The 24396-nt window shown below is 67.7% G+C and carries 17 protein-coding genes and 2 pseudogenes; 14 read left to right on the top strand and 5 right to left on the bottom strand.

Going from position 1 to position 24396, the window contains the following annotated elements; all coding sequences use genetic code 11:
• Positions 1 to 837 precede the first annotated feature (837 nt).
• Positions 838 to 1449, top strand: coding sequence for a phosphatase PAP2 family protein (locus ON27_RS34050; protein WP_043737052.1), 612 nt, complete (start codon positions 838 to 840; stop codon positions 1447 to 1449).
• Positions 1450 to 1575: 126 nt separating this feature from the next.
• A complete protein-coding gene (locus tag ON27_RS34055) occupies positions 1576 to 3984 on the top strand; it encodes a flippase-like domain-containing protein (RefSeq protein ID WP_043736998.1) in 2409 nt (802 codons plus the stop codon).
• A gap of 1478 nt (positions 3985 to 5462) precedes the next feature.
• Here ON27_RS34055 and ON27_RS34070 read toward each other — a convergent pair.
• A complete protein-coding gene (locus ON27_RS34070; protein WP_043737007.1) occupies positions 5463 to 6395 on the bottom strand; it encodes a universal stress protein in 933 nt (310 codons plus the stop codon).
• Positions 6396 to 6775: 380 nt separating this feature from the next.
• Between ON27_RS34070 and ON27_RS34075 the strand changes: the two are divergent.
• The 8 genes and pseudogenes from ON27_RS34075 to ON27_RS34110 form a co-directional block, all read left to right on the top strand.
• Positions 6776 to 7432: pseudogene (locus tag ON27_RS34075) on the top strand (DUF4389 domain-containing protein); the annotation flags it as partial.
• A gap of 2 nt (positions 7433 to 7434) precedes the next feature.
• Positions 7435 to 8295, top strand: coding sequence for a universal stress protein (locus ON27_RS34080; protein WP_051047305.1), 861 nt, complete (start codon positions 7435 to 7437; stop codon positions 8293 to 8295).
• A 207-nt stretch (positions 8296 to 8502) separates the two neighbouring features.
• Positions 8503 to 9633: a 4Fe-4S dicluster domain-containing protein gene (locus tag ON27_RS34085; RefSeq protein ID WP_043737013.1), complete on the top strand. Its 1131-nt coding sequence runs from the start codon at positions 8503 to 8505 to the stop codon at positions 9631 to 9633.
• Positions 9617 to 10129, top strand: a complete 513-nt coding sequence (locus ON27_RS34090) for a Crp/Fnr family transcriptional regulator (protein WP_043737016.1) — start codon at positions 9617 to 9619, stop codon at positions 10127 to 10129. The genes ON27_RS34085 and ON27_RS34090 overlap by 17 nt, the downstream gene beginning before the upstream one ends.
• Positions 10130 to 10146: 17 nt before the next feature.
• Positions 10147 to 10980, top strand: a complete 834-nt coding sequence (locus ON27_RS34095) for an FAD/NAD(P)-binding protein (protein WP_086007598.1) — start codon at positions 10147 to 10149, stop codon at positions 10978 to 10980.
• Positions 10977 to 11750, top strand: a complete 774-nt coding sequence (locus ON27_RS34100; protein ID WP_043737021.1) for an NADH-quinone oxidoreductase subunit B family protein — start codon at positions 10977 to 10979, stop codon at positions 11748 to 11750. Before ON27_RS34095 ends, ON27_RS34100 begins: the two co-directional genes overlap by 4 nt.
• Positions 11734 to 13026 (top strand): Ni/Fe hydrogenase subunit alpha, encoded by a 1293-nt coding sequence (locus tag ON27_RS34105; RefSeq protein WP_043737024.1) that lies wholly within the window; start codon positions 11734 to 11736, stop codon positions 13024 to 13026. The genes ON27_RS34100 and ON27_RS34105 overlap by 17 nt, the downstream gene beginning before the upstream one ends.
• The gene (locus ON27_RS34110) at positions 13023 to 13505 is read left to right on the top strand and encodes a hydrogenase maturation protease (RefSeq protein WP_043737027.1); all 483 of its coding nucleotides are present in this window, start codon (positions 13023 to 13025) and stop codon (positions 13503 to 13505) included. Before ON27_RS34105 ends, ON27_RS34110 begins: the two co-directional genes overlap by 4 nt.
• A gap of 48 nt (positions 13506 to 13553) precedes the next feature.
• Here the strand turns inward: ON27_RS34110 and ON27_RS34115 are convergent, their stop codons facing one another.
• The 3 genes from ON27_RS34115 to ON27_RS34125 all read right to left on the bottom strand — a co-directional run bounded on the left by ON27_RS34115 (position 13554) and on the right by ON27_RS34125 (position 17009).
• Complete coding sequence (locus ON27_RS34115; protein WP_043737030.1) at positions 13554 to 14456, bottom strand: universal stress protein; 903 nt, start codon at positions 14454 to 14456, stop codon at positions 13554 to 13556.
• A gap of 157 nt (positions 14457 to 14613) precedes the next feature.
• Positions 14614 to 15216, bottom strand: a complete 603-nt coding sequence (locus ON27_RS34120; protein WP_043737033.1) for an Rv1733c family protein — start codon at positions 15214 to 15216, stop codon at positions 14614 to 14616.
• An 80-nt stretch (positions 15217 to 15296) separates the two neighbouring features.
• The gene (locus tag ON27_RS34125; protein WP_043737036.1) at positions 15297 to 17009 is read right to left on the bottom strand and encodes a SulP family inorganic anion transporter; all 1713 of its coding nucleotides are present in this window, start codon (positions 17007 to 17009) and stop codon (positions 15297 to 15299) included.
• A gap of 180 nt (positions 17010 to 17189) precedes the next feature.
• Between ON27_RS34125 and ON27_RS34130 the strand changes: the two genes are divergently transcribed.
• The 3 genes from ON27_RS34130 to ON27_RS34140 all read left to right on the top strand — a co-directional run bounded on the left by ON27_RS34130 (position 17190) and on the right by ON27_RS34140 (position 19850).
• Positions 17190 to 17717 carry a flavodoxin domain-containing protein gene (locus tag ON27_RS34130; protein WP_043737039.1) on the top strand — a complete coding sequence of 176 codons (528 nt, stop codon included), beginning with the start codon at positions 17190 to 17192 and terminating at the stop codon, positions 17715 to 17717.
• Between the two features lie 345 nt (positions 17718 to 18062).
• Positions 18063 to 18971 carry a universal stress protein gene (locus ON27_RS34135; protein ID WP_043737041.1) on the top strand — a complete coding sequence of 303 codons (909 nt, stop codon included), beginning with the start codon at positions 18063 to 18065 and terminating at the stop codon, positions 18969 to 18971.
• Between the two features lie 15 nt (positions 18972 to 18986).
• Positions 18987 to 19850, top strand: coding sequence for a universal stress protein (locus tag ON27_RS34140; RefSeq protein WP_043737044.1), 864 nt, complete (start codon positions 18987 to 18989; stop codon positions 19848 to 19850).
• Between the two features lie 24 nt (positions 19851 to 19874).
• On the opposite strand, the gene otsB is transcribed toward ON27_RS34140, so the two are convergent.
• Positions 19875 to 23861, bottom strand: a complete 3987-nt coding sequence (gene otsB / locus ON27_RS34145; RefSeq protein WP_043737047.1) for a trehalose-phosphatase — start codon at positions 23859 to 23861, stop codon at positions 19875 to 19877.
• A gap of 145 nt (positions 23862 to 24006) precedes the next feature.
• Between otsB and ON27_RS34150 the strand changes: the two are divergent.
• A pseudogene (locus ON27_RS34150) lies at positions 24007 to 24396 on the top strand (NAD(P)H nitroreductase); the annotation flags it as partial.

The following is a 24396-nucleotide window of genomic DNA, read 5'->3' on the forward strand; positions in this document are numbered from 1 at the left end:
ACGAATCCCTCACCGTCTCCGCCTGAACCCGGCTGCGGCCGGCCGCACAGCCTCACCTCGAGGCATCCCGGATCGACTCCACAGTCAAAAGTCCTGCAGCCCGGGTCATTTCGGCACTGCTGCGGCCGAAGCCGTTGTCCGTAGCATCCATGTTGCCGCTACTTCGCGGGTAGACCCGCAGAGGAGGTCGAGGTGCAGGCCGGAGTCGTGTACGAATCAGTGTTCGGCGACACTGCCGCCATCGCCCCCTGGTTGCCGGGATCAGCCGCTCGTGGCGTCGCCGCTGAACGATTGCGCCGGTCAGGTTATCGTCTCGCCGACGATCCGATGGATTTCCTCGTTTCCGACGTCACCGGACCACTCGTCGATGGCGGGCCCGGGCCCGGGCATGGGCGGAGCGGCTCGTGTCCGGACGGTTCTCGAACTTTCCGCCGATGAATTACAGCAAACCTCGGTTCGTACACCTCAGGAGGACAGAGTGACCGAGAAATCACCGACTCGCCGTGATGATGACGTACACGCCCCGGTCATCTGGCCCCACCCAAGTCCGCTGCAGACGTGGTGGGAAGCTGTGATGCGAAGTGAGGACATCGTCGTAGCGCGTCCTTCTAGCCCTCGCCGCTGAGTCGTCTGTCAGGCCGGAGCCTGTCGCGGGCGCACCGGGGTTCGAGCAGGAGCCCCCCGCGATGAGGTCGCGCGGCATCGAGGACAGCGATATGACAGCCGGAGTGGCTCATGAGATCTTCTTTCCGTATCGGCTGGTACCGCCCTTCTGGACGTCTGCCGATCACGTTCGGCAAGACGGAACCCAGTGGGGCGCTCCCCGCGAAGAACCCGGTGCTTCGCCGCGCGGACTTCGGGCTCGCGATCGCCGGCGTGGCGGCGACCGCGTCGCTCGCGTGGGCATGCGACTCGGGCATCGTCGATCATCTCGATCACGCGCTGTTCCGCGTAATCAACACCCTGCCCGATGGCCTGGCCCGGCCAGTGTGGCTGCTGCAACTGGCCGGTGTCATCGGCGCGCCTGCCGTCGTCTCGGCGATCGCACTGACCGCGCGCAGATTTCGGCTGGCGGTGGGGCTGCTGCTGCTGATCCCGGCGAAACTGGTGGTCGAGCGCGACATCTTGAAATCGCTCGTAGCGCACGGCAGGCCTGGCGCCGTGGTGCCGGACGCCGTACTGCGCGATGTACCGACCGCGGGCCTGGCGTTTCCCTCCGGCCACGCACTGGTGCTGTTCGGGATGGTGACTCTGTTGAGCCCGTACGCGAGCCGGGGCCAGTTGGCTGCGGCATCAGCTATCGCGATCCTGGCCGCCACGGCAAGGGTATATCTCGGTGCCCACACCCCGCTCGACGTGGTGGGTGGCGCCGCTGCCGGTATCGCCGTCGGGGCACTCCTCAATCTTATTGTGCGCGTGCAAGGTCAGGGGCGGCCTACTGCGCGGTGAGATCGTCTCGGGCACTTGGTCCCTCGGTTCCGGAGCCGACATCCCCTCGTCGCGAGCGGCGTCGACTGGCACCGTTCTTCACACGAACTCTCCGCACGGAGACGGTCAGCACGAAGGATGAGGGCGATGACCATCGAGACAGTCCGGGACTCCACGCCGGTCACCGGCGCGGGCGGTGACCGGACAGAGACAAATCCGCAAGTGCTGACGCGGCACGCTGGCGATGTGGTCCGGCTGTTGCTGGGCCTTCTGGCTCTTGGTGTTTCGACGCTGCTGGCTTCCCGCACGGAGGTCCCGCGGCTCGAGGTGGATCTGTTCCGGGTGATCAATGACCTGCCGTCCTGGGTCGCACCGGTCGTGCTGGTGGTGATGCAGCTGGGCGCGATCGGCGCTGTCGGCGTGGTCGCTGGTCTCGCGTTGGTCACCCGGCGGTTCCGGCTGGCTCGCGACATCGCGGCCGCGGGTGTGCTGGCATATCTGCTGGCCATCGAGGTGAAAACGCTGGTGGGACGGGCACGCCCGGACATGCTGCTGCACGAGTTGACGCTGCGGACTCAGCAGGGAGGGCTCGGCTTCGTCTCCGGACATGCCGCGGTGGCGGCGGCGATGGCGGCGGCCGCCGCCCCGTGGTTGCCGCGTCCGTGGCGGCGGATCGCATGGGCGACCGCTGGGGTGGTCGCCGCTTCCCGCGTCTTCGTGGGGGCGCATCTGGTGCTCGATGTCGTCGGCGGCGCGGCGCTGGGGTGGACGATTGCCGCCGCACTGCACCTGATCTGGGGCGCACCGGTGCATCGCGCGGAGGCTCCCGCGCTCCGCGACGCGCTCGCCGCGGCCGGATGGAACCCGATCCGGGTGGCGCCGGTCGTGCTGGACGCACGCGGGTCGCGCCCGTTTTTGGTCACCGCGGAGATCTCCGGCCGGTGCACCGAGTTGTTCGTGAAAGTGATCGGATATCACGAACGCAACTCGGACCTGCTGTTCAAGCTGTTCCGCCATATCATCTATCGCGAGGTAGAAGACGAGTCTCCTTTCGCGTCCCCGAAACAGGAAGCCGAGCACGAGGCGTTCATCGCCCTGCTCGCGCAGCGAGCCGGCGTCCGCACCCCGACGGTCGTCTCGGTGGGTGTAGTCGGCAATGGTGACGCCTGGCTGGCCGAGAGCCGTATTCCCGGGCGTGATCTCGCGCGCTGTCCGGATGCCATCTCCGACGAGGTGTTGTGCGAAATCTGGTCCCAGATCGCGCGACTGCGATCCGTCCGCATCGCACACCGCGATCTACGCCTGGCCAACATCCTGCTCGATGAGCACGCGACCCCATGGATCATCGACTTCGGCTTCGGCGAATCCGCCGCTTCCAACCGCCGGCTCGACGCCGACGTCGCCGAGATGCTGGTGTCGATGAGCCTGAAGGTCGGCACCCAGCGTGCGGTGGCGACCGCCCGGACGATTCTCGGCGCGGAGGCGCTGAAAGGCGCCGCGCCGCTGCTGCAACCGCTCGCACTGGCCTCGGCCACCCGTTCTGCCGCCCGCCGCCGGCGCGGCCTGCTCGACGAACTGCGCGTCGCGGTCGGCGACGCCATCGATGCCGAGCCCGCCCCGCCGGAGGCGCTGTTGCGGTTTCGCTGGCGCACCCTCGGCTGGATCGTTGCCACTGTGTTCGCGACCTACGTGCTGTTGCCCCAGATCGGTCAGCTCGGCCAACTGGTAGCCACCTTGGATGACGCTCAGTGGCAATGGATCACCGGCGCACTGGTGATGTCGACGGCGACCTACGCCGCGGCCGCGCTGACGCTCATGGGCGCCAGCCCTCGCCCTCTGGCCTTCGGCCGCACCATGATCGTCCAGCTGGCGACCTCGTTCGCGAACCGGCTGGCGCCGTATGGACTCGGCGGTACCGCCGTCAACGAACGTTACTTGGAGAGCTGCGGGTTGCCGCGGACCACCGCCATCGCGGTCATCGCGCTGACGATCACTTCGGGCGCGGTGTTGCACGTTCTCGAGCTGGCGGGTGTCGGAATGTGGCTCGGCAGCACCCGGCTACTGCTGTCGTCGGCACTGCCGAGCCGCTGGAGCATGCTCGTCGGTTTCGTCGCGGTCATGACCGCAGTCGGCGTAGCCGTCGCCGTGCTGCTGCGCCGCCCGGATTGGCTCAGTCGGATCCGCAGCACCGTCCGCTCGATGACGGACATACTCCGCACGCCCGAACGGGCGGCGCTCCTGCTCAGCGGGCAGGTCGGGGCAAACATCTGTTACATCGCGGCGCTGGGCTTCTCGGTGCACGCTTTCGGCGCGAGCCCGTCGGCCGCCTTGGTCGCGGCTGTCTTCCTCGGCGGACAAGCTCTGGGCGCCGCGAGTCCGACACCCTCCGGTCTCGGCGTCGTGGAGGCATCCTTGGTCGCCGGACTCATGGTCGGAGGCGTACCGAGCGCACCCGCAGTCGCGGGCGTACTCGCCTACCGGATAGCCACATTCTGGCTTCCCGCCGCTGCCGGCTTCTTCGCCTTCCGCTTCCTACAGCGCCGCCACATCCTGTGACGCGAAGTACGCTCGCCGCTCGCGGCCAAGTCCGGCCCAAGTGGTCACCACGACCGCCGCGAGCATTCGACCGGGACAGCCACGGCGCGGCGGACGGGACAGCGCCGTACCGGAGCTTCGTCCGTCGAGTAAGAGGATCGGCAGCCCCTACAGCGCCTCCACACCGGTTCGTAGTACATAACCGCCGCCACAGCGGCACGAGTTCGGTCCGGCCGATTGGTTTACCGTTTCGTCCCGGACCCTCGAGTCGCACGGTGGCGGCAGACTCACCGAAGCCATTGACCAGCAGCACTGTCACCGCCAGACCGACAATGCCCCGACCAGCCGGAAGACCGGTGATCACCACGTGAATGCCCGGTAGGCGGCGACCGGCGTCCGACCGCCGCCTCACCCGGCAGAACCACCAGCAGCGCGTGCCCCGGACTCGACGCGACCAACCACCAACGCAGCCAGACCCGCAGCGCGTCATCTGCCAGCGCGGTGACTTCCACTCACCCGTCGAACAAGGTCCGCTGTGAGCAGTGCGGCGGCCGCCGGTCCGGCCGACACCGGGAAATGAGTCGGCCACCCCGCGCCGGAACGCACAGACTCTCTCGCCGTGACTATCGGTGCCAGCCACAGCCAAGACAGCACACAGGCGAGAAGGGACTACGCTCCCAACCGGCCATCACTCGCGCCGATCCTCAGGACGACACAGCAGATATCACGCGCATGCGTCCACATCAGCACGATCACCGACGGCGGCGAGGGCCAGGAGTCCATGACCACGGGCGCATCCGCCAGCTTCCCGACTCCCCCGATGAGATCGACGCCCCGGGCCCGGCAGATTTGCGCCGTTGAATGGGCCGTGGCGCTCCGCACGCCGGAAGTGGCCCATAGGCAGACACGGAACGGGACTTCTCGACCCTCTCGACCCTGCCCGACCGGTGCCACAGTCGGTCACATGGGTAAAAGGCACCGCGGCGAACGCGGCAGTGCGGATATCCATCGGACACCACGTCGCGGCTCCTGCGGCGGACTACGCTCGCGAGAAGATCGCGCGGCTCTGGATTACACATCTGAGCCGCTGGACGGGGCGCGGGTTCGGCTGACCGGGCATGCCGACCCAGCGGTAGCACGCCCGATAGTCGCCAGGCGAACGTGATCATGAACGGCCAGCCGGTCCGAGTCCAAGTCACTGCCGCGACCACTCGGGACGCCATCGATCTGCTCGCCGTGCGGTTGAAGGCACGCTTGGACCGGCTCGCGCGGCATTGGGAAGCGGTGCGCGGCGGGCTCCCGGCCTGCGTCCGCGCGATTGGCGACACGGTGGTGCTCCCGTGCCGTGTCGCCGCGCGTCACGACGCTGCCGATCAGCGAAAAATCCTGCGGCGCAAATCCTATGCGCCGACAGCGTGTTGTACCGGGTCGGAGTCACCGGCTACCGACTCGCGCAGGTGCGGCCGCACCCGGAACTCGTGGCCGACGGGGCAGGGCGGTCAGCTCGAGACGCGCGACTGCGGGTGAACGACCATCACCGGGCACGAGGCGTGCTGCACCAGAGTGTTCGATGTCGACCCCAGCAGCATGCCCGCGAAACCGCCGCGCCCACGGCTGCCCACGACCAGTAACTGCGCGACCTTCGACCAATCCAGCAGATGCGGCCCCGGCGCGGACAGCTCGACCTTGCGGGTGACCCGAACCTCCGGGAACTTCTCTTGCCAGCCCGCGAGACGCTCGGCGAGAACCGCCCGCTCGAGATCGTCCACCTCCAGCTCGCCCAGACTGGCGCGACCGGCGAACCGGCCGAAGTCCTTGTCACTCCACGCATGCACAGCGACCAGCTCCGCCCCACGCTCGGCCGCTTCGCCGAACGCCGCCGCGATCGCGGCCTCACCGACCGGGCTGCCGTCCACTCCCACGACCACCGGACCCGAGACGCGCGGCGCGGCGTCGGCTTCCGAGTCGGTGCGCACGACCACCACCGTGCCCTGCGCGTGAGCGGTCACGGCCAGCAGCGTGGAACCCAGATGAGCGAGCGTTCCGGCGTTGCCGGTCGCACCGATCACCACCGCATACGCCTCGCCGCTGTGCCCGATCAACAGTTCCCTACCGGAGTCGGTGCTCAGCCTGGTCGAGATACCCAGCCCGGGCGCGATCGAGCCGGCCAGGTGTTCGGCGCGCGCGACCACGTCCTTGCCCTGTTCACGCACCGCGTCGATGACCGAGGGAACGACGACCTCGTAATCACCGAGTACCCAGCCGGTACCGACCAGACCCATGCCGTGCACGATCTCGAGGTCGCGTCCACGGTCGGCCGCGAACCGCGCCGCCCACCGCACAGCGGTCCACGACTCATCCGAACCATCGACCCCGACAATGACTTTCGCCGAGGCGAGACGTTGTGAATCATCGAATCGCTGCGCTGACATGGAGACCTCCGAGCCCGTGTGATCGCGTAGTGCCCGGGTTGGACACCGACCTCAACGGTATGTGCCCCACCGCGGCCGCGGATGCGGCTGATCGGCCTCGAGAAGGGAGACCAAAGGCCATCGGGCGAACAGCGGAAGGCGGCGCAACAGGTCCCTCGATGCCCGGACCGAAGGACTCTCGCCGGGCAGCGCATCTCCCGCGAGACTGTCGGTCATGGTCGTTGGTGCTCCCTCCGGGATGCATCAGCCCTCCACTGGTGGGACAAGCAGTGCCGATCGCCGGGCGGTTCGACGCTCCCACCCCCGACATGACAAGGACCATCGCCATGAATCTCGAAAGCACGAGCGCGGACGGACGGGACTCCGAGACCGTGTCCGCTTATCCGGTATACCTGCGGGGTGACTTGGACGAGCCGTCGCGCTGGCTGTGGCTGCTGAAGTGGCTGCTGGCGATCCCTCATTACATCGTCTTGGTCTTCCTGTGGATCGCATTCGTCGTGCTCACCGTGGCGGCGGGAGTGGCGATCCTGTTCACCGGCCGATATCCGCGGAGCATCTTCGACTTCAACGTCGGTGTGATGCGGTGGTCGTGGCGGGTGCAGTTCTACACTTATGCCGCGCTCGGCACCGACCGGTATCCACCGTTCACTTTGCGTCCCACCGGCTACCCGGCCGAAATCCAGGTCGACTATCCGGAACGGTTGTCACGTGGCCTCGTGCTCGTGAAGTGGTGGTTGCTGGCAATCCCGCATTACCTCGTCGTCACCGCGATGTGGAGTGGTTCGGTGGTGCTCGCGGACGACGACGGCAACAGCCCTACCGCGATCCCGCTGATCGGCGTGCTCGTACTCGTCGCCGCAGCCACCCTGCTGGTCACCGGGCGGTACCCACGCGCGTTGTTCGACTTCGTTCTCGGCATCAACCGCTGGTTGTATCGGGTGCTGGCCTATGCCGCGCTGATGCGGGACGAGTACCCGCCGTTCCGTCTCGATCAGGGCCCACGCGAACCGGTCGATTTCCGCACCCGCCTCATATGACTATGCGTGCCGTTCGTCCCATCGTCGTGGGCGTCGACGGTTCCGCGGCCTCGTTCGCCGCGGTTCGCTGGGCAGCCGTAGAGGCCGCCCGACGTCACGCGCCGCTGCATCTGGTCCACGCGATCGGCGTCCCGGCGGATGCTGTGCCCGTGCTGGGCCGGCTGCTGTTCGACACGAGCGGATTGCGCAAGGTGGGCGATATCGCACTCGACGCGGGACGAAGCCTGGTGCAGGAGATCGCCGGGCCCGGCGGCGCGATCGTGGTCGAGACCTTCGTCGAGTCGTCATCTCCGGTACCCGCTCTGGTCGGCCGATCCGCGGACGCCAGACTCGTGGTGGTCGGAGCCCGTGGCCTGGGCGCCTTCGAGCGGGTGTTGCTTGGATCGGTCGGGATCGGCCTGATCAGGCATGCCAGATGTCCGGTGGCAGTCGTGCCCGGCCGCGAGGAATCGGTCCCGCGTCTGTCGCAGCGCCCGGTTCTGGTGGGCGTGGACGGCTCGCGCGGAAGCGACCTCGCTCTCAGGATGGCTTTTGACGAGGCCTCGATACGGCAAGTCGGGCTCATAGCGGTGGCGATCTGGTCTCGCCGTGACGTGCCTGCCGGTGCGCAGGAGCGAGCCAGCGCCTCGCTCGAGGAGTCACTGGCGGGCTTCACGCGCAAGTATCCCGAGGTGGAAGTCCACCGCGTACTCGCCGAGGGGTCCCCCGCCCAGCGACTCCTGCAGGAGTCCGGCAACGCCCAGTTGATCGTTCTCGGCAGCCGGGGCCGCGGTGGCGTCGCGGGCGCGACCCTCGGCTCGGTCAGCCAGGCGGTGCTCCAGGAAAGCCGCATCCCGGTCCTCATCGCGACCCGTCGGCAGTGATATTCCGCGTGGTGCCGACCGTGGCGGATGGCAGCCGGCAGCGGTCCCCGCTCGAGCGGTACGGCGCTCGAGCGCCGGCGGGGATCGGCGATTTCCGGGCCGATGCCGTCGGTCCTTGTGTTTCGGGACCTTGGTCTCTCGCGGTGCGTTCCGCACTACCAGCAGACTCGAAACGGACGACTATCCGACCGAACAGAGGGCCGTAGCATGCCCAACGACACCGTGGTAATCGATCGCGCTGGTCTGGATCGTCTGGTGGACGTGCTGCGCGAGCAGGGCTACCGCGTCATCGGTCCGCAGGTGCGCGATGGTGCGATCGTCTTGGACGAACTGGACTCCGGTGTACGCCTGCCCGCAGGGTGGGGCGTGCAGACGGAGCCTGGACGGTACCGGCTGCATCGTCGAGACGATGACGCGGTATTCGCGCATTCGGCCGGCCCCGGATCCTGGAAGCAGTTCCTGCATCCGCCACGACGGATGCTAGCGCAATTCGGACCGGATCTCGAGGCGCAATCCGTCGAGGAGACTCCGGTCCGCTCCGCGTTCCTCGGCGTACGCGGCTGCGACCTCACCTCGATCGCGATTCTCGGGAAAGTGCTCGGTGGCGGGACGCATCCCGATTCCGCATTCGTCGCCCGTCGGAAAGATCTGTTCGTCGTCGCGGTCAACTGCACAGAGCCAGGCGGGGTGTGTTTCTGCGCGTCGATGGGTACCGGGCCGGGCGTCTCTCCCGGATACGATCTCGCTCTCACCGAGCGCATCGACTCCGAAGGGCACCGGTTCCTGGTCGACGTGGGCAGTGAAGACGGCGCGGAAGTCCTCGCCCGGCTCACCGTGCGCAGGCCCGACGCGGCGGAGGTGACCGACGCCCGCGCGGCGGTGACGGCGGCGGCGAGCCGGATGGGTCGTGAAATGCCCGAAGTCGACATCCGCACACTGCTCCGGGACTCTCGAGAATCCCCGCACTGGCAAGACGTTGCCGCCCGCTGCCTCACCTGCGGCAACTGCACGATGGTGTGCCCCACCTGTTTCTGCACCACCACCGAGGACGTCACCGACCTCACCGGCGACCACGCCGAGCGCTGGGAGCACTGGTCGTCGTGTTTCGAACTGGACTTCTCCTACCTGCACGGCGGCAGCGTGCGCCGATCCGGCGAAAGCCGCTACCGCCAGTGGATCACCCACAAGCTCAGCACCTGGTACGACCAGTTCGACAGCTCGGGATGCGTCGGGTGCGGACGGTGCATCGCGTGGTGCCCGGCCGGGATCGATCTGACCGCCGAGGTGGCCCGGCTGGACGAGCGCGCTCGAGAAGGCGGCGATGTCCCCCACCAGTGACAACCTGTCCGAGTTCGGCCGCTTGGCGGCACTGAGCGCAAACGAAGTGGCCACGCTGGCCCGCGCCGGGCGCGAGGTGACCTTCCCGGCCGGTCACCGGGTGATCAGGGAGGGCCGCCCGGCCGACCGGTGCTGGCTTATCCGGCACGGCCGGATCCTGCTGGAAGCGCAGGTGCCGGGGCGCGGCGACATCGTCCTGCAAACGCTCGGTGCCGGCGATCTGCTCGGCTGGTCGTGGCTGGTGCCGCCGTACCGGTGGCATTTCGGGGCGGTCACCGCCGAACCGGTGCAGGCCGTCGAGTTCGATGCGGCGATACTGACCGAACTCGTCGACCGGGACCCACGATTCGGCCGTGCGCTGACCTTGATGCTGTTCGAGGCGCTACTGGAACGGCTGCAGGCCACCAGGGCCAGGCTGCTCGACCTCTACCGGAACCCCGCCGAGACATGTACGACCGGTCCACCCCGCATCACGGAGCGGCGAGGTGGCCTATGAGCGTGGACGCGCGGGCCATGGCGGCGGTAGACGGGGACACGATGCTTCCTTACCGAGTCGTCGGTCGCACCGCCCAAACCCACGACACAGTCACACTGCGCCTGGAACCGGTACGCGATGCGGTCCAACGGTTTCGGGCCGGGCAGTTCATGATGCTCTACAGCTTCGGCGTGGGTGAGGTCGCGATCTCGATCAGCGGAAATCCCGTCGCCGGTGACGGCACCCTCGAACACACGATCCGGGCAGTCGGCGCAGTCAGCGGTGCGTTGCACGCCACCGGCATCGGTGGTCTGATCGGTGTGCGTGGACCGTTCGGCACCGGATGGGATCTGGCGTCCGCGGCCGGCGGAGATCTCGTCATCGTGGGCGGCGGCGTCGGGTTGGCGCCACTGCGATCTGCTGTGCTCGCCGCCGTCGCGGCCCGCGCCGACTATCGGCGGATCGTGCTGATCAGTGGAGCCCGTACCCCGGCGGACATTCTCTTCCGCGGTGACCAAGAGAGATGGAGGACGAGCGGTTCGATCGAGCTACATCAGACCGTCGACCACCCCGCTTCGGATTGGCAGGGGCGAGTCGGCTTCGTCACCGAGCCACTCGCCCAGCTGAAGATGGACGCCGGACGCACCACAGGGTTGCTGTGCGGTCCGGAGCCGATGATGCGCTTCTGTGCGCAGACGCTGCTGCGCAAAGGAATTCCGGCCACGCGCATCCAGGTGTCACTGGAACGCAACATGCAGTGCGGTGTCGCTCGATGTGGTCATTGCCAGCTCGGGCCGCTGCTGCTCTGCCGAGATGGCCCGATCATCGACTACGCGCGAGCCGAACCTCTCCTGGCGGTGCGAGAACTATGACGAAGACACCGACGCTCGCGGTCTGGAAGTTCACTTCCTGCGATGGATGCCAGCTCACTTTGCTCGACTGCGAGGACGAACTGCTCACCCTCGCGAACCGGGTTCGCATCACCCACTTCGCGGAAGCTTCCAGTGCCATGGCGGAAGGGCCGTACGACGTTTCGCTGGTCGAGGGTTCCATCACCACGCCGGAAGAGGAACGCCGGATCATCGAGATCCGCCGGCAGTCCAGGATCCTGGTGGCGATCGGAGCGTGCGCGACCCACGGCGGCATCCAGGCGCTGCGCAATTTCGCCGACATCGGCGAATTCACGTCGGTGGTCTACGCCAGCCCGGAATACATCGCCACGCTGGGCACCTCCACGCCTGTGTCGGCGCACGTACCGGTGGACTTCGAGCTTCGTGGCTGTCCGATCGACCGGCGCCAGCTGCTCGACACCCTGTGCGCGTTCCTCGCCGGCCGGGCGCCCGACATCCCGAACACCAGCGTCTGCACCGAGTGCAAACGCCGCGGAACGACCTGTGTGACCGTCGCCGAGGGAATTCCTTGCCTCGGACCGGTCACCCAGGCGGGATGTGGCGCACTGTGCCCGGCATACCACCGTGGCTGCTTCGGCTGTTTCGGCCCCATGGCCGATCCCAATATCCACGCGCTGCTACCCATCCTGCGCGTCAACGGCATGGACAACGACGACATCGACCGGGTTTTCACCACATACGCGGCAGCCGCCCCAGAGTTCGCGAACCGGAGCGATGATGAGTCACCGTAGGCAGCTGAAGGTCGGCGCACTGGCTCGCGTCGAAGGTTCGGGCGCGCTGCGCGTGGTCGTCGCGGAGGGGCGCGTCGAAAGCGCGGAACTGGACATCTATGAGCCGCCACGGTTCTTCGAAGCATTCCTTCGCGGGCGCGCCTACACCGAACCTCCCGATATCACCTCCCGAGTCTGCGGAATCTGCCCGGTGGCGTACCAGACCAGCGCCTGCAACGCCCTGGAGCAGCTCTGCGGCGTGACGTTGGACCGGCCACTCTCCGACTTGCGCAGGCTGTTGTATTGCGGCGAATGGATCTCCAGTCACTCATTGCATATTCATTTATTGCATATTCCCGACTTCCTCGGTTACCCGGACGCGATCACGCTTGCCGCCGACCACCGCGAATTGGTCGAACAGGGATTGGCGATGAAGAAGGCCGGCAATGCGCTGCTCGAAATGATCGGCGGCCGAGCCATCCATCCGATCAACGTCCGGGTCGGTGGCTTCTACTCGGTCCCCGACCGCGCCGATTTCGCCGCCGTGACCGAACTGCTGCGTCGTGCGCGAGACTGCGCGGTGAGCACCGCACGCACGGCGGCACAATTCGACTTTCCCGAGTTCGAGCTCGAGCATCAACTGCTTGCCGCGACCGAACCGGACCGGTACGCCATCGACAACGGTGCGGTACATACCAGCACCGGGCTTCGGTTTTCGACGGCCGATTTCTCCCGTCACGTTCGGGAGAGCCAGGTTCCGCACTCCACCGCCTTGCACGCGATGCTCGATGGCGAGCGATACCTCACCGGGCCGCTGGCACGGTACACACTGAATCAACACCAGCTGTCACCGGTCGCACGACAGGTCGCGGCCGAAATCGGGCTCGGCGTCGAATGCCGCAACCCGTACCGCAGCATTCTGGTGCGCGCGGTCGAAGTCGTCCACGCCATCGAAGAGGCGCTGCGTCTCATCGCGGACTACGACCGGCCCTCCCGTGCCGCGGTCGCGGTCACGCCTCGCGCGGGGACCGGCCACGGCGTGAGCGAAGCGCCCCGCGGACTGCTCTACCACCGGTACGAGGTCGACGCGGACGGCATCGTGCGCTCGGCCACGATCATCCCGCCGACATCCCAGAACCAGTCCGTGATGGAAGACGACCTGCGGCGGGTCGTCGCGGACAATCTCGACCTCGATGACGCCGCGCTGGCCACGCTGTGCGAACGCGCGATTCGCAATTACGATCCATGCATCTCCTGCTCGGCGCATTTTCTGGACGTCGACGTGCTGCGCCGATGACCGAGCCCTGGGCCGTGGTCATCGGCGTAGGCAACGACTACCGAAGTGACGACGGCGTCGGTTCGGCCGTCGCCCTCCAGATCGAGGAGCTTCGCATCCCGGGAGTTCTCGTAACGGTGTCGGACGGCGAACCCACGAGCCTTCTGGATGCCTGGGACGGCGTCGACCTCGCCGTCGTGATCGACGCTGTCCGCTGCGAGCCATCGATTCCCGGCCGGGTCCGGCGCACCGACATCGACCTGCTCCGGCACGCCGGCACCACCGCTTCTACCCACACCTTGGGGATCCAGGACGCGCTGCCATTGGGCCGCGCGCTCGGCCGGCTTCCCGGCGCAATCGTCGTCATCGCCGTGGACGTCGCCTCGCTCGAGCTGGGTGTCGGTTTGTCCGAGCCGGTCGCCGCCGCCGTTCCGCGCGCGGTCACGGCCGTCCTGAGCGAACTGCGGCGGGGTGAGCCGAGGCATCGGCTCGGGACGTGAAGCAGGCACGACCGACCCCCGCCTGATCGCGAGCCCGCCCGGCGCGCGTCACCGCGAACGAACGACGATCATCGGTACCTCTACCGCGTGCAGCAGCGCGTTGCTGGTCGATCCGAGCACGGTGCTCGCGAATCCGCCTCGACCGTGCGTGCCCACCACCACCAGTTGGGTATTCGCCGACTCGTCGAGGAGGGACCGCGCCGGTCGGTCGGCCGTGACGATGCGCCGCACGGCGACATCCGGATAGCGCTCCCCCCAGCCCGCCAGGCACTCGCTCGAGACCGTCTCCGCCGACTCACGGGCAGCGTCCCATCCACGAACCGGTATGTCCAAGCCGCTGGTGTCGCTCCAGGCGTGCAACGCGACCAGATCGACCTTGCGTCGCGCTGCCTCCTCGAACGCGAGCTCGACAGCGGGCATGCTGTTGTCGGTGCCGTCGACGCCGACGAGCACCGGTTGGCGGGCCGATACCGCGTCGATCGCGGAGATACCGTGGATCACCGCGACGGGGCAGTGCGCGTGATGCGTGGTCGCGGTACTCACCGAACCCAGCAGGCCGCGCTGGAACGCGCCGAGCCCGCGGCTGCCGACCACCAGCATCCACGCCTGTGCGGATCGCTCGATGAGCAGTGGTATGACCAGTTCGAAGCTCACTTCGGTGGAGATCGCGAGTTCGTCACCGGGCGCTGCCGTCCGCGCCACACGCGTGGCCTCGGAGAGGATGCGCTCGCCGTCCCTGCGCATCCACTCCAGGTCTGCCTCCCCCAGCGAGATGCCCGGCCCGAAGCCGGTGGGTATGGCCATGGAGGTGATGATGTGCAGCCCCCGGCGGTGCAAAGCCGCTTCGGCGGCCGCCCAGGCCACCGCTTGATACGAACTGGCCGATCCGTCCACCGCCGCCAGGATCGGCAGGTTCGATCGTTTCGAGTGAGAGAAATTGTCGGTGCTCATGCCGGATTCCCTATCTGGGGGTGTACTGCCGGGTGTGTGAGCGGATGTCCGCCGCCGGGGTCACGGGAACGGGATGCAGTCGCCACCGCTGTCCACAGTGGTGCGGTCAACAAGAGAACGAACATCCACCACTGTGGCCCGTTCCCGTCCCAGTGCATCATTGCGTGTCCTCTTTGGTCGCACGACATAACTGTCGCCACTGGCGGTCCCACAACGCGCCACGCTGCCGGTCCAGCAGGAGGGTGGCCGCGCGCACCAGACACCACCCGCACAGCCACACACCCACCAGGACGGATACGCCTACGCCGATTCCGGCCACGACCGCGGTGTCCGGGTGGCGTGGCCGCGTGGTAGGCGCGCCGTCGGCGTCGAGCCACAGCTCTATGCGATCACCGGTCCGCGCCCGCTCTCGCACCGGCACGATGGCGTTGCCGACACGGCCGGTCTCGTCCCATCGCACGCGGGCTTCGTAGCGATGTGCCGCGACTTTGACGGGCTCATCGACGATGACAGGGTGGATCAGGGTCTTCGTCGCCTTCTCACTGCGGATTTCGGCGGAGGCGTCGGCATACGCTTCGGTGGCGAGGGCACCTGCGATGGGAACTGCGACCAGCACCGCGATCGTGGCGATGACGCGCACTGCCGATTCGATGCGGTCGGATGGGCGCATGAGCCGGTTCGGGTTATGGGGTCGCAGCGACCACAAGCGGGCGAGCCTGGTCCACCATCCGTTCAGCGGAACGGTCACGCTCTCTGCCATCGCCTTCTCACCTCTTCCGACGGGTGCCACCCTCGACTTCGAGGATCGCGCGCCTGGCGGTTCATCGGCAGAGAAGAAGGTCATTCATCGTGCGGGACATCGGACTCCGCACTGCGGTCCGCACGGTAGGCCGCCACCGCGGTCGGCAGTGTCGGGAACAAATACCGCTGGCCGATTCTCGATGTCAGCCCGGAGGCGTCCAGGGCGTCGCGCAGGTCGTGTTTGACCCGGGCCATCGCGAAGACGATCCCCTGCTCCGACAGTTCGGCCCTGAGTTGTTCCACCGCGTCCAATGCGGTCAAGTCCACCTCCACATTGGCCTCGGCGTTGAGCACGAACCAGTGCACCGGCGCCTTCCCCCGTTCGGCGCTCGAGCCCACGGCAGCCAGCGCTCTGCGGCGGAAATCCTCCGCGTTGGCGAAACACAATGGCGCGTCGTATCGGTAGACGACCAGTCCTGCGACGGGTTTCGCGGCGGGATAGTCATCGACGTCGTGCATTCCCGCCACACCGTCGACAAAACCCAGGATCGCATCGTGGGCGCGGGCGATCCTGCGCAGCAGATCGAAGACCGACAGCGCGATCGCGACGAGCACACCGTAGAGCACCCCGAGGCCCAGCACCGCGACAAGTGTGGCAAGCGCCAGCAACAACTCGCTGCGCCGGAACCGTGCGATACGGCGGAACTCCGCCAGATTGATCAGCCGCAGCGCCGCGTAGATGACCAACGCCCCCAGCGCCGCGGTCGGGAAAGCTTCGAGGATGCCACGTGCCACGAGCAGCACTGCCAGCACACCGCCCAGTGTGACGAGTGAGTACAGCTGGGTGCGAGCACCCATGGCGTCGGCGATCGTCGTCCTGCTGCCCGAACAGCTCACCGGGAATCCGTGCAGCAGCCCGGCCGTGAGGTTGGTCGCGCCGAGAGCGGCGAGTTCGGTGTTCGCCTTCACTTCGTCGCCGTGGCGAGCCGCGAAAGCCCGCGCGGTCAGGACACAGTCGGAGAATCCGACCACCGCGATGCCGATCGCCGGGAGGATCAGAGCGGTCACGTCGGTCAGCGTGACCGAGTTCAGACCGGGAGCGGGGATTCCGGTGGGGACCGCGCCGACCAGCCGGATACCGAAACGATCCAGCGACAACACCGTGACCACCGCGGTTGCCAGCAACACCGCGATCAACGGGCCGGGTGAGCGAGGAGCGCGCCATGCCAGCAGCAGAAGTCCGGTCAACACGGTCGCCGCGAGCCAGAAAGTCGCCCAATGCCAGTGATCCAGGTTGTCGAAGAACGAATTCAACTCCGCGCGCGGGGTTTCGCCTTCGACCGGCACTCCGGTCACCGCCCCGAGCTGACCGACGATCATGATGCCGGCGGTCCCGGCCAGGTACCCGACCAGGACCGGTTTCGACAACAGGTCCGCCAGCACCCCCAGCCGGACGGCCGCTCCAGCCAGGCACAGTCCACCGACCAGCAGCGCGAGCACAGCCGCCAGCGAGGCGTACCGATCGGGGTCGCCCATCGCGAGCGGGGCCAGCGCGACGGCGGTCAGCAGCGCGGTGGTCGATTCCGGCCCGACCGACAGCTGTCGTGAGGTCGCCAGCAGGGTGTAGACCGCCAATGGTCCGATCGCCGACCACAGCCCGGCTACCGGCGACAGCCCCGCGATCGTCGCATACGCCATGACCTGCGGGACCAGGTAGGCGGCCACGGTCACACCCGCGACCACATCCGCCCGCAGCCACGTCCGGTGGTAACCCTTGAACTGCCCCAGTCCCGGGAGCAAACGTGCCAGCACCGTTCCAGCATCGCCTACCGACCGTGGAAGGCGTCGGCCGAAACGCGCTCCACCCGGGAGGCACCACCACCACAGGGCGAAGGTCCCCATCGCAATGGTCGGTTCGACTCTGTTTCGGCTGCTGTCTGCCGCAATAATGTCGGAGGTCTCACCCGGGCAAGCGCAGAGGAGAACATCGTCATGCGCGCGCGAATAATCTACGAGTCGATGTTCGGCAACACGGCGGCGGTCGCCGAGGCCATCGCACAGGGACTGCGTGAGTATGCCGAGGTAGAAGTCGTGAACGTGCTGGCAGCCGCGGAAGTGTGCGGGCCGACGCTGAACCTGCTCGTGGTCGGTGGCCCCACCCACGCCTTCGGGCTCAGCCGCCCACAGACCCGCCGTGACGCCGCGAAGCTCACCGACGCTCCGATCGCGACCGATATCGGCGTACGAGAATGGCTCGCGGCCGCACCGCCGGTATCGCCGCGCCACCGCGCGTTGGCGTTCGGCACCAAGGTCGCCAAACCTCCCTGGTTGTCCGGCTCGGCCGCACACGGGATCGGGAAACGGCTGCGACGCTTGGGCTATTCGCTCGCCGATCAGCCGGTGGATTTTCTCGTCGAAGGCACGACCGGACCGCTCGCTCCCGGCGAGCTGGACTGCGCGCGCGTGTGGGCAAGGCGGATCGCGCACACCGAACTCGACCGGATGAAGCACCACACGTGACGCGCGGGCGAAGACGAGTCCCGCACGGCAGCGCCCGCGTCACCACCGGCCGGAGATCGGCAGTCGCGTAATAGCGACGCCGCCACCCCGAAGCGGATTCTCGGAGAGTGAAGTACCGGTCCCTGTCCGTCGAACACTCGTATTGCGCCGCACCAGGTCGAAAGCCCCGGAGCCCGAACCGCTGAAAGCAAGGTCTCACCGAATCCGGCTGAGCCGTCGACGTCGGACCGGCGCCCCATGCGTGGCCGAAGGACTCCGGTATTCGGGACCAACGCCAGGCGTGTGCGGCCGCGCCGATTCCTACTCTTCGAGTACAAAACATCGCTGTCCGAAAGGTCCACAACCATGTCCGCCTCTTCCCCTGACAATCCGCATCACTTGGCATCGGCCGCGGTTGTCGTCGGCATCGACGGTTCGGAAGCCTCCGATCTGGCCGTGTGCTGGGCTGCCGAGACAGCCGCCCAGCGCGGACGGAGACTGCTGATCGTCCACGGGCTGGACCTGGCGGCCAGCCAGGCTATCTTCGGCATGTACGACCTGGTGGTCCCCGCGGTAGCCCAGCGACTGCGAGAGGAGGGCGCCGACCGGCTGGCCCGCGCCGCCCGTTCTGCCCGCCGCGTCGATCCCGAGCTGCGGGTGGACACCGAGCTGTCGCCCGTTCACCCGGCGACGCTGCTCATCGAGCGCTCCGCATCCGCGCATCTGGTGGCACTCGGCGCCGGGGAAGGCGGCGAGCTCGCGCACATCGGTTCGACACTGCTCGCGGTGACCGCACACGGCCACGGCGAGATCGTGGTCGTGCGCGACACCGGCAGTGAACAGCGCACCCGCACCGACGGACCCGTCGTCGTCGGCGTGGACGGCAGCTCCGCCGCCGAAGCCGCGATCGGTGCGGCATTCGCCGAGGCCGACCTCCGCGGGACTTCGCTCGTCGCGGTACATGCCACCGCCGGCTTGCCCTTCCATGCCGGTGCCGGCGAACTCTTTCCGGCCCGCGAACTGGAGACCGCCGCACGAGATCTCCTCGCCGAGCAACTCGCGGGTTGGCAGGAGAAATATCCCGCGGTCGAAGTCACTCGCGAGGTCTCCGTCGCCCGGCCACGCAACCTGCTCACCGCCTGGTCGAAGTCCGCGCAATTGCTCGTTGTCGGCAGCCGGGGGCGCGGCGGATTCCGCGGCCTACTGCTGGGCTCGGTCAGCAATGCCCTTGTCCAACAGGCCAACTGCCCGGTCATGGTCGCCCACCAATTCTAGAGAAAGCGAAAATTCATGTCTGTCCAGATAAATCTCCCCGTCCTCGTCGGCGTCGACGGGTCGGAGTCCGCGCTCGCCGCCGTGCGCTTCGCGGCCACCGCCGCGGCCCGCCGCCACGCACCGCTGCACATCGTCGACTCGATTCCCGCGCCGGCCGATTTCGGACCAGGCGTCGCACTGGAGCAGATCGACTACGACAGTTATCGCAGGCAGGCAAGCGCGGCACTGGAGGCCGCGCGAGAAGCCGCCACGACAGCGGCCGCCGCGATCGGCGAACTCGACATCACCACCGAACTGGCCGAAGCGCCGCCGATTCCGGTCTTGCGCGACCGCTCCAAAGCCGCGCGGCTGCTCGTGGTCGGCACCCATGGCCTGGGCGCCTTCAGCCGCAGCATCCTGGGTTCGGTGAGCACCGCGCTGGCCCGGCATGCCGCATGCCCGGTCGCCGTGGTTCCGGTCGCTGTCGAGCATGCGGACGGCCCGGTGGTGGTCGGCGTGGACGGCTCGCCGTGCAGTGTGCGCGCGGTCGAGATCGCCTTCGACGAAGCTGCGCACCGCGGTGCCGAGCTGGTCGCGGTCCACGCCTGGTCGGAGTTCTTCCGCTACGACTCACGCGCCGTGATGCAGCAGGAAGGGGAGGAACTGCTCGCCGAGAGCCTGGCCGGGCACGGCGAGCGATATCCAGATGTGCCGGTGCGGCGGGTAGTGGCCGAAGACCGCCCCGCCCGACGACTGCTCGAGGTGGGCGCGAACGCGCAGCTGATAGTGGTGGGCAGCCATGGACACGGCGGTTTCGCCGGAATGACCCTCGGTTCGGTGAGTCAAGCGGTGCTGCACGGGGCCACAGTGCCCGTGATCATCGCCAGGCCGGAGAGCTGACCGCCTCGCTCCACGCGAACCGGGTCATCCCGCGGCGTCGGGAATCGAGTTCACCAGCCGGACCGTGCTGCCGGGCGTCAGACGGGCGGTCTGGTCCCGGCAGGTGACCTCGATCGGTGGCGCCGCGCCGTAATCCGAGCTGATCTCGACGCCCTGTCCGCTGACGCGCACGGTCAGCCGGTGGCCGCGATAGATCACCGGGAAGGACAAGGCGCCGAGCGAGGCGGGCCAGTACGGGCAGAAGACCAAGCGGTCGTGGCGCAGTTCCATCCCGGTGAAGCAGCGTTGCAGGAGGTCGACGCTGCCTGCCATCGCGGCGAGGTGGATACCCTCCGCAGTGGTGCCGCCCTGGATGTCGGCCACGTCGGAGCCGAGCACCAGATCGAAGAACTCGACGGCGCGATCACGATTCGCCCGTGCCAGCACCCACGAGTGCACCAGCGCACTGAGCGTGGAACCGTGCGATGTCCGCGCCACGTAGTAGTCGATGGTGCGCGGAATCATCTCACCGGGGAGCTCGTAGCCGAGGTGATCCAGCAGTTCCCGCAGTTCGTCGGCCGACAGCAGATAGAACAGCATCAGCACGTCGGCTTGTTTCGCAGCCCGATAGCGGTTGACGTCGTCGCCCTCGGCCTCGAGTATCCGGTCCAACCGCTGGATATTGCCGTAACGGCGACGGTATTCGTCCCAGTCCAATTCGGCCAGTCGCTCGTATCCCTCGAACTGGCTGATCACTCCGTCGTGGAACGGGACGTACATCCGCCGGGCTACGTCCTGCCAGTGCTGCTTTTCCGACGATCGCACCGACAGCGTCTCCAGCAATTCCGACCTCTCTCGCGGAGCGAGCAGAGCGAGCGCGTCGATCGCCCGCAGGATCACCCAAGCCGCCATGACATTGGTGTAGGCGTTGTTGTCGATGCCCGCCTCGGGCGCGCCCGGATAGCCGGAATGGAATTCGTCGGGTCCGATCACGCCACGAATCGAGTAGCGCTCGCGCTCGGTGTCGTAGGTCGCCAGGCTTGCCCAGAAGCGCGCGATCTCCACCAGCATTTCCGCGCCGGATTCGATGAGGAACTCGAGGTCGCCGGTGGCCTGGTAGTACTGCCAGACGTTGTAGGCGATAGCGATCCCGATGTGGTGCGCGCGGCGGCTGGGATCCGGATTCCACCGTCCCGACAGTGGATTCAGATGCATCCGCTGGCTTTCTTCGCGGCCGTCGCTGCCGGACTGCCACGGAAACATCGCCCCGGCCGATCCCGCCTCCGCGGCGGCCCGGCGAGCCTCTGGCAGCCGGCGATAGCGGTAGCGCAGCAAAGATCGGGTGAGGCCGGGGAAGCGCGGATTCAGCACGGGAAAGACGAACAGCTCGTCCCAGAACACATGGCCGCGATAGGCCTCACCGTGCAAACCGCGCGCAGGCACGCCCACATCGAGATCCGCGGTGTTCGGTGACAGCGTCTGCACCAGGTGCAAGAGGTGCAGGCGAACGACCCGGGTGGGCTCTTCCCGGCCGTCGAGGTCGATGCGCAGCCGTGCCCACAGTCGCTCCCACGCCACGGCATGACCCTGCAACAGCTGCGGATAGCCGCCGACGGCGCCGATCGTGCGAGCGGCCTCCTCCTCCGGACCCGCCGCAGCGTTGTCCCGTCCGGTGAAGACGGCGACGATCTTCTCCAGGATCACCGCTTCTCCGGCGGTGATCTCGACGGCGTACTCGTGGCCGATCTGTCCGTCCCGATCGATCACTTGCCGCGGCGAGCCCGCCGGTTCCCGGCCACGCCGCAGCGTGTCGCGCATCGCCATCGCCACGGGTATGCCGGATCCGTTGGTCCGCACCGCCAGCAGGACCGAATCGTCGGACAGAGTGAGCGCGTGCGGGGCGGTGAGGTGCGTGGCCGAGAGGTCGCTATAGCGCTCCACGAGGCTGTTGCGCACCCTTCCGTCGATCATCGAGCGGATTCGCACAGTGCCCGCCCAATTCTCCGCGGTGATCGTTGTCTCCAGTGCGCCCAGGTGCGGGCTGTGCATGGCAACGAAGCGGCGTTGGGACACCGCGGTGATCCGTCCCCCAGGATCGCGGAAGCGGAATCTCCGGATGAGTTCGGCGCGGCGAAGATCCAGCTCCTGCCGGTAATCCAGCAACGTCGCCGAATCGAGGTCGAACCAGTCGCCGCCGCCGGTCCGGAAGGTCACCGGAAGCCAGTTCGGCAGATTCACCAGGCTCTCGTTGTCGATGACGTGCCCGGCGATCTCGTCGGAGAGCCGGTTGTAGATTCCGGCGACATAGGTGCCCGGATAGTGGAACGCTCCGGCCGAGGCTTCCGGCGCCGCGCCGCGGGTGGCGAAGTAGCCGTTGCCGAGCGTGCACAGCGCCTCTCGAAGCTTCTCTCGGGCCGGGTCGTAACCGTGGAAGGTGAGCGTCCAGGCCTCCGGTGGGCACGCAGCCGTCTCGCCGCGCCACAACTGCGCCAGTCGGCGTAGGAAGGCACGGACCTGCCATGGTCCGGCGACCGAGAACCGGGCAGCGGTATGCCTGTCGCCGGTCTCTTCGGAGCGCACCACGACGGCGATGCCATCGGCTTCGACGGCGTCGAAGGCGTCTTCGTCGGTCAGGTCGTCGCCCAGGTACATCGGCAACACCGGGGCGGTGAGGTGCTGGAGGATCCACCGCAGTGTGGTGCCCTTGTCCCAGTCCACATCGGGTCGCAATTCGGTGACTCGCCGTCCGTGCGTGACCCGTAAGCCGGCCGCGTGCCCGATCTCGTGCACGGCGGCGACCACCCGCACGACGTTCTCGGCCGCGACATTGCGGTGATGGACCGAGACCGCGAAGCGCTTCTGCTCGACCAGAGCCCCCGTGATGTCGTGCACTGCCCGGCGTAGTTCACCGGCCGCCTCGGCGAGGGCTCGCTCCGCGCCCGGCGCGGCGTCGTGGACATGCCGATGGCCGTTCGGGTCCATCAGTTCGAAGCCGTGACTGCCCGCGTACCAGATGCCGTCGACCCCGACGCGTTCCCGAAGATCGGCCAGGTCGCGGCCACTGATGACCGCGACCGGGCACCGGCCTGCGAGTTCCGTCAGCACTTCCGCTACGCCGTCGATCGGTTCGGCGGTGGCGGGATCGGCGACGATATCGGCCACTGTGCCGTCGAAATCCAGCAGGACGGCGGGCTTTTCGGCCCCGAGCAGATCGACGATGCGCGACCAGCGGTCCAGGGCATCGGGAAGCTCCGACATCCGCCGGAAGCCGCCGCGCAGTTCCACCTCCACCAGGTCGGAGACCACGAAGTCGGCGCCGTGCGCGAGTAAGCGGCCGGCGCTCGCGTGCCGGTCGACGCCGATGACCAGGGCGAAACCGCCGCTGCGCCCGGCCGCCACCCCTGCCTCGGCATCCTCGACCACCACCGTCCGATCCGGTTCGGCACCCAGCCGCCGAGTCGCCTCGAGCAGCATCGATGGATCCGGCTTCCCCCGCAGGCCCAGCTGCTCGGCATCGAGGCCGTCCACCCGCACGGTGAACAGGTCGGCGACGCCCGCAGCCGCGAGCACGTCCGCGCAGTGACGGCTGGCGGAGAACACTCCGGTGCGGATGCCCGCCGCGCCGAGCCGCCGCACCAGTGTGACGGTCGAATCGAACACACGCACACCCGCGCGCGCGACCATCTCGAGGAACAGAACATCTTTTCGGTTGCCCAACCCACAGACCGTTTCGGCTGTGTCCGGGTCGGAAGAATTTCCCCACGGCAAGTCGATCCCGCGTGCGGCGAGAAAGTCCGCGACACCCTGATAGCGGGGTTTGCCGTCGACGAAACGCAGATAATCGCCCTGCGTGAACGGTGAGCGGTCTTGTCCGGCGCCGGCCGGACGGTGGTTCAAGAAGGCATCGAACAGTTCGGTCCAGGCCGCGGCGTGCATCGACGCGCTATCGGTCACTACACCGTCCATATCGAAGATCACCGCGTCGTGCCGGCGCGCGTCGATCAGCGGTAGCGTCGTTCCACCTTTTTCCACACATACAGCCTGAACGGACCGACACCTGCCGTCCAGGGGTCGCGGTCCCTCTGCGACCGTCCGGCCGAGGAGAAGGACCACCTGCGGTGTGATTCGGGACCTACGACTCCTCCGGACATCTGCCCGCGATCCCTACCGTGACGGTATGAACCAGCTACCGACCGGAGAAACCATCGAGAAGGCCGTCCTGCTCGCCGGCCGGGCTCCGTCACTGCACAACAGCCAGCCCTGGCACTGGACATTCGACGGCCACACCCTGCGGCTGTTCGCCGTGCCCGAACGCATGCTCCCGGCCACGGACACCTCCGGCAGGCAACTGCTGATCAGCTGCGGTATCGCCCTGGACCACCTGCGCGCCGCGATGGCCGCCGCGGGCTGGCGCGTCCACCTCGCCCGCTTCCCCGACCCCAACCGTCGCGAGCACCTGGTCAACATCACTTTCGAACCAGCTCGAATCATTACCGACGGTGACCGCGATCGTGCCGACGCCATCCTGCGGCGGCACACCGACCGGCTGCCGTTCCAGGCGCCGACC

The sequence above is a fragment of the Nocardia asiatica NBRC 100129 genome, from assembly GCF_000308415.1.
In the GTDB taxonomy this organism is placed as follows: domain Bacteria; phylum Actinomycetota; class Actinomycetes; order Mycobacteriales; family Mycobacteriaceae; genus Nocardia; species Nocardia asiatica.

Bases quoted from the DNA above. Each gene is read 5' to 3' on its own strand.
- ON27_RS34055 (WP_043736998.1), top strand. From the start codon at position 1,576: ATGACCATCGAGACAGTCCGGGACTCCACGCCGGTCACCGGCGCGGGC.
- ON27_RS34070 (WP_043737007.1), bottom strand. From the start codon at position 6,395: ATGTCAGCGCAGCGATTCGATGATTCACAACGTCTCGCCTCGGCGAAA.
- ON27_RS34080 (WP_051047305.1), top strand. From the start codon at position 7,435: ATGCGTGCCGTTCGTCCCATCGTCGTGGGCGTCGACGGTTCCGCGGCC.
- ON27_RS34085 (WP_043737013.1), top strand. From the start codon at position 8,503: ATGCCCAACGACACCGTGGTAATCGATCGCGCTGGTCTGGATCGTCTG.
- ON27_RS34090 (WP_043737016.1), top strand. From the start codon at position 9,617: ATGTCCCCCACCAGTGACAACCTGTCCGAGTTCGGCCGCTTGGCGGCA.
- ON27_RS34095 (WP_086007598.1), top strand. From the start codon at position 10,147: ATGGCGGCGGTAGACGGGGACACGATGCTTCCTTACCGAGTCGTCGGT.
- ON27_RS34100 (WP_043737021.1), top strand. From the start codon at position 10,977: ATGACGAAGACACCGACGCTCGCGGTCTGGAAGTTCACTTCCTGCGAT.
- ON27_RS34105 (WP_043737024.1), top strand. From the start codon at position 11,734: ATGATGAGTCACCGTAGGCAGCTGAAGGTCGGCGCACTGGCTCGCGTC.
- ON27_RS34110 (WP_043737027.1), top strand. From the start codon at position 13,023: ATGACCGAGCCCTGGGCCGTGGTCATCGGCGTAGGCAACGACTACCGA.
- ON27_RS34115 (WP_043737030.1), bottom strand. From the start codon at position 14,456: ATGAGCACCGACAATTTCTCTCACTCGAAACGATCGAACCTGCCGATC.
- ON27_RS34120 (WP_043737033.1), bottom strand. From the start codon at position 15,216: ATGGCAGAGAGCGTGACCGTTCCGCTGAACGGATGGTGGACCAGGCTC.
- ON27_RS34130 (WP_043737039.1), top strand. From the start codon at position 17,190: ATGCGCGCGCGAATAATCTACGAGTCGATGTTCGGCAACACGGCGGCG.
- ON27_RS34135 (WP_043737041.1), top strand. From the start codon at position 18,063: ATGTCCGCCTCTTCCCCTGACAATCCGCATCACTTGGCATCGGCCGCG.
- ON27_RS34140 (WP_043737044.1), top strand. From the start codon at position 18,987: ATGTCTGTCCAGATAAATCTCCCCGTCCTCGTCGGCGTCGACGGGTCG.